At 33.3% G+C, this 5,115-nt stretch carries 4 protein-coding genes and 1 pseudogene; 1 reads left to right on the forward strand and 4 read right to left on the reverse strand.

The window, feature by feature from the left end; all coding sequences use genetic code 11:
* The 4 genes and pseudogenes from ACQKM9_RS21695 to ACQKM9_RS21710 all read right to left on the reverse strand — a co-directional run.
* Window positions 1–281 (reverse strand): annotated as a pseudogene (locus ACQKM9_RS21695) (ArsR family transcriptional regulator); the annotation flags it as partial.
* 202 nt (window positions 282–483) lie between these two features.
* A complete protein-coding gene (locus tag ACQKM9_RS21700) occupies window positions 484–891 on the reverse strand; it encodes a hypothetical protein (RefSeq protein WP_427736551.1) in 408 nt (135 codons plus the stop codon).
* Between the two features lie 139 nt (window positions 892–1,030).
* Window positions 1,031–1,720, reverse strand: coding sequence for a zf-HC2 domain-containing protein (locus tag ACQKM9_RS21705; RefSeq protein ID WP_427736552.1), 690 nt, complete (start codon window positions 1,718–1,720; stop codon window positions 1,031–1,033).
* Between the two features lie 2 nt (window positions 1,721–1,722).
* Window positions 1,723–2,199 (reverse strand): RNA polymerase sigma factor, encoded by a 477-nt coding sequence (locus tag ACQKM9_RS21710; RefSeq protein ID WP_427736553.1) that lies wholly within the window; start codon window positions 2,197–2,199, stop codon window positions 1,723–1,725.
* A gap of 559 nt (window positions 2,200–2,758) precedes the next feature.
* On the opposite strand from ACQKM9_RS21710, the gene ACQKM9_RS21715 reads away from it, so the two are divergent.
* A complete protein-coding gene (locus ACQKM9_RS21715; protein ID WP_427736554.1) occupies window positions 2,759–4,687 on the forward strand; it encodes a sigma-70 family RNA polymerase sigma factor in 1,929 nt (642 codons plus the stop codon).
* Window positions 4,688–5,115 lie beyond the last annotated feature (428 nt).

Below are 5,115 nucleotides of genomic sequence, written 5' to 3' on the forward strand. Positions count from 1 at the left end.
TCCATATTTAACAGCTTATTTGAAAATTCCTCTATCGTTTGTGCTGAACATTTGTCTTGCAACAAGATTAAGCTGTACCAGAAATTAGTCTTTTGAATTTCGTTTAATGATTCTCTAAGCGTATTTGGCATAGTTGATGACTCCCACCTTTGATCTAAATCAAAAGTGTGCCTTATTTGGCCATGTGTGTATCCAGCAATCCCAAGGATGGTTTCCCAAACAGGAGATGTTTCTACTATTAATGATATTGATTCAGTTTCATCTAAATTTAAATACTTCAACAAAGTACCTCCCTCAGTATTTATTAATTGACTTGATTTAAATTATATATATTTTGAATATATAATTCAATTTTTTTCGAATAATAATTCAGATTTTTTTGTTTTCTTATTGAACTAACCTGCGCCGTTAGTTTAAGAAGAAAAAAGAGCTGCCTATGCAACTCAATGATCTTCAAGTAAAGCACCCGTTAGTGAAAAAGTATTACTTCTCTATTCGCACCAAAGTTTTTTCAGGTAATTCAATCAAATCAACATTTAATTTATCTATCTTCAAAGTTATGTCACCTACTCGTTTGTCCTTTTCCTCGCCACCCCAACAACTATACAGTTCAAAATAATCACCTTTTTCAAGATAACTATCCATAATTTCACATAATGCAATTAGCTTCTTTTTTGATTCAGCACATGTTGTTTGATTCATATCTTCTGAAATCTCAATTCCCCAATCACTCGATACTTCATATACAAAAGGTGTGGTAATTTGATATTTTTGTACATCTTGTTTGTTGTACTTATTTGAAAAACAATCTCCAATGTAAATAAAATTATTTTCTTCATCATTACTGAGTGGGACTTCTACGTTACAACCAATATAGCTTGCTAAACTCATATTTAATCACCTACTTTTCTCTATTCCTTATTAAACTAAACTGCCTCGTTAGTTCAATAAAGAAAAAAAGAGCTGCATATGCAACTCAATGATCTTCAAGTAAAGCACCCGTTAGTGGAAGATCATAAAATCCTTTCTTTTAATTAAAGTGGAACATATTCTCTATTTCTTCGCTTGCTTTGGGCAAATCCATTCCTTTTTTCCAAATCAAAATCTTATCCTTTGGGGTTCCATAATACAATGCCTTTATCCCCTCACCACGAACTATTTCTTGTTCCTTAATGTCAATAAAGTCATATCCCTTTTCTAAAACACTTAGTGGTTGTACCGCCTCTTGCTTAATAATTGACCGTAAAGGAATGATATATAAGTTACCTTCCTCATCCATATCGTATTTTATGCTATTCAAACTATAACCATCATTTATCTCGGCATAATAGACAATTTTGCCATCTGCCATTTCACTAATGTTTTTTATCTCTACCATATCAGTCGGAACGCTTGTGATGTTCCAATGAAATAAACCAAAATATCCAAGTATGATAAGAGAAGTAAATAATGCACTAATTATTCCCCCTTTAATAAATGATTTGGCTCTTGAACGGTTCCAGGAAGAAGATATATTTTTTATAACATTACCATCATTTTTATTGCTTTCAATTTCTTCTTTTGATAATTTAAAATCAGCTTGTATTCTGTCTAATTCTATTTTACAAATTTCACACTCGACAAGATGTTCTTCTACCATTCTTTTACTATCATCACTGCATACGTTGTCATAATACAATGGAAGCAAATCTTTAACTATTTCACATGATACTTTACACAATTCTATTCCTCCCTCAGCAAGTCTTGAATTTTGCGTTTAGCTCGGTGAAATGTGACTCTCGCCCAACTTTCTGTTCTCTCGAAAAGTTCACTTATTTGTTTAAAGGAAAGTTCTCCAAATACTCTTAACGTGAAAACTTCCTTATAAGGCTCTTCTAAGCAACGTAAGACTTTATGAATACGGAAAGTCTCTTCTTTATTTAGTATCATTTCTTCAATACTATTTTGATTTTCTTCAGGTATCTCGTCTGTATCAAACCGCTTTTGTTTGTCGAGATAGGTAAAGTATGTGTTTTTGGCTATTTGACAAAGCCAAACATTGAGTTTACATTTCCCATTAAATTTATCAATGTTTTTTAATGCTTTAAAAAATGTTTCTTGTGTTATTTCTTCAGCTATCTTTTCGTTACGACTTAATAATAGTACAAACGAGTATACCTCTCGAAAATATTGATTATAAATACTCTCAAATTCGGTCACATTTCAACCTCCTTTCATAAGTAAGACTAAGTTAAGAGGGTTTCGTTACAAAAAAATAAAAAATTGGCAGACTTATACGTCTGCCATTAAGTCATATTCTATTTGCAAAATAGAATTCCTTTTATTTGTTACGACTTCTGAAGAAACTCGAATTCCTTCTACAACTAACCTGCCCCGTTAGTTTAAGAAGAAAAAAGAGCTGCCTATGCAACTCAATGATCTTCAAGTAAAGCACCCGTTAGTTTAAGTGCATTTATTCACAAACTTAAATGGTTTACTAAGCAGATTAGTTCAATTATTAAAGGAATGTTGCCCCGTTAGTTGCAATAGAAAAAGCAATCTCTCTAATGAAAAATCGCTCGTATCTATTTTTTACTTTTTCACCGAGAGTGCTGATTTACCAAAATATTTTTTCAACATACATTCACCTTGATAAAGTGCTCGTTTAGTCATCCATTATTGCAATTCTCTAAAAAATATAAGAAAAAACAAAAAAATCAATATTTAGTGAAACCTTTTCATCTAAAATGTTACTCTAACAATAATAGGAGGTATTTAAATGGAACAATTAGTAAGAGCAGCTATCGACGGTCAGCAAGCAGCATTTGAGCAGCTAGTAGAAGCTGAAAAGTCTAAGCTTCTCGCAAAAGCTTACTCCTATGTTGGTAACAGAGAAGACGCATCAGACATTGTACAAGAAACATTGCTGCAAGCTTTCAAATCTATGCATCAATTAAAAGAACCAAAATATTTCTCTACATGGCTGTTTAAGATATTAATACGACAATGTTTTGCTTTTCTACGACAAAAAAAGCGTACACTAGTAGTGGAAACCGAGCTTATACAGCAACGGCTAATTGAACAAGAACAATCAATGAACTACGAATTTGTCCATGAGGCATTGTCTTTACTTCGAAAAGATTATCAAACCGTACTTATATTATTTTATTTTTATGATTTTAAAGTACAAGAAATCTCCTATCTCCTAGATAAGCCAATCAATACGATCAAAATGTATTTACATCGTGGTCGTATCCAATTAAAAAAGCAACTAGAACAACGCATGAACAAACCAATTAAGCAGAAAGAAGTGATACATATGCTAAAGGAACAACTAGCGAAATTAGCGTTAAACTTTGTGTCAGTTCCCGATAACTATCAATTACTAGTAGAAGATTATTCAAACGAACAAGCTACATTTATGTGGTCGACAGACGATTTAGAAGATGGAATTGAAGTGTCACTTGATCCGAACGGAAAATTATTAGATTTAACTAGACCTCCTTCGACAACAGGTACACTTGTCACAACGCAGCAACAGCAAGCCATTGCAGAACAATTTTTAACAGAGCAATACACTGAAGCATTAGATTATTTAACTGAGTCTACTATCATTGAAAAAGAGGATGAAACAAAGTTTTTATATGAACAATTTGTAGGAGGCTATCCTCTTGCAAGCTTTTACACAAAAATAATCGTTTCCAAGTACGGAGAAATCATTGATTTTAAGTACTATGGCTACACGAAAGCTCCACCGAAATTCCCAACACAGCTTGCCAGCAAAGACAGGATTTTACAACAGTTATTTAAAGCCCCATGGTCTTTATCTATGAAGTATTTAGTTAGTGACAATTATTCTGTTGCACAGTCTGGCCTGTACCCGATTTACGAGAGTCCAATTGTATACCAGTCATTTAATGCAATTGATGGAAAAGCATTATTTGAAGAGGAAGTTGAGGAAGATGTAGCTTCCTTCACCAAGTTTCCATACGTACAACCACTCGAAAAACAGACGACACTTGAAAATATTATAGGTGTAACAGATTGTATGGAAAAGCTACGGGAAGTCGAAATGGATGAAAATACACTCGGCATTGTATGGCGAAAAAAGGATTGGAAAGCTCCGAAAGATAAATCGATGAAAAATTTCCTGCTTGAACGTATGGAGGATACGGTGAAGGCTATGGTTGATAAGCATTCAAGGAAATTAAAGGAGTTCATGTGGTTTAAAGAGCGTACAGGTGAACTGGATCTTTCGTTTGAAGCTTGTCGAGATATTGCTTGTACATTTATTGCGACATATTTTAAAGAATATGTTCCTTATGTACAATTGCAAATCAAGAAACCAACCTTTAATGAGGTGAACCGTGCATTTTTCACTTTTCCGCTGCACGTAGCTCATGGCTTACAAATAGAGGGTGAACATTTTTACGTTGGCGTAGACAAAGCGACGGGTTTCATCGATACATTTAGGTCTCCTCGTATTGACCTAGAACTTCTTTACTCCTATGATTCTCCAACTATTCAACCTATAGAGAACGTAATACCTGTCTTAAAAGAGGCCGATGCCTTTTTAAAATGGTCTAGACAGTATGATGAAAATAAAAACGATGAAGTATTACAATATCGATTGGGACAATCGGAAACAAAACAGCGGATTGTTGGTATAGATGCAACGACAGGACAACTTATCGTCAGTAAACTTTAAATAAAGCGGAGTAAAATAGCCCCGAGAATATATAACTTTTAAAAGCCTACAAATGAAACAAAGCGACCCAGAACAAGTTATCTTTTCATACCAAATTTAATCTAATTTATATTGAGCTTAGTGTTATCAAACTAAAAACTCTCATATTCATTTTATAGAGAAGAACCACCTAAAACATTATTACATCAATGTTCTAGGTGGTTCTTCTCATAAACCGCACTTACTTATGATACGGATCACCGAAACTAATATTAAACTGTATTACTTCTTTTTCTTCGTCCATCTATTTCTATTGTTAAATGATATAACAAACACCTTATTGAACTAACCTGCCCCGTTAGTTCAACAAAGTTACTTACTATTTACTATTATTATGCAGTTCAAATGCCTCTTCAAAGTCATCCCATTTTACATTTACTTTTATAACT

Source organism: Viridibacillus sp. NPDC093762 (assembly GCF_050279675.1).
Taxonomy (GTDB): Bacteria; Bacillota; Bacilli; order Bacillales_A; family Planococcaceae; genus Viridibacillus.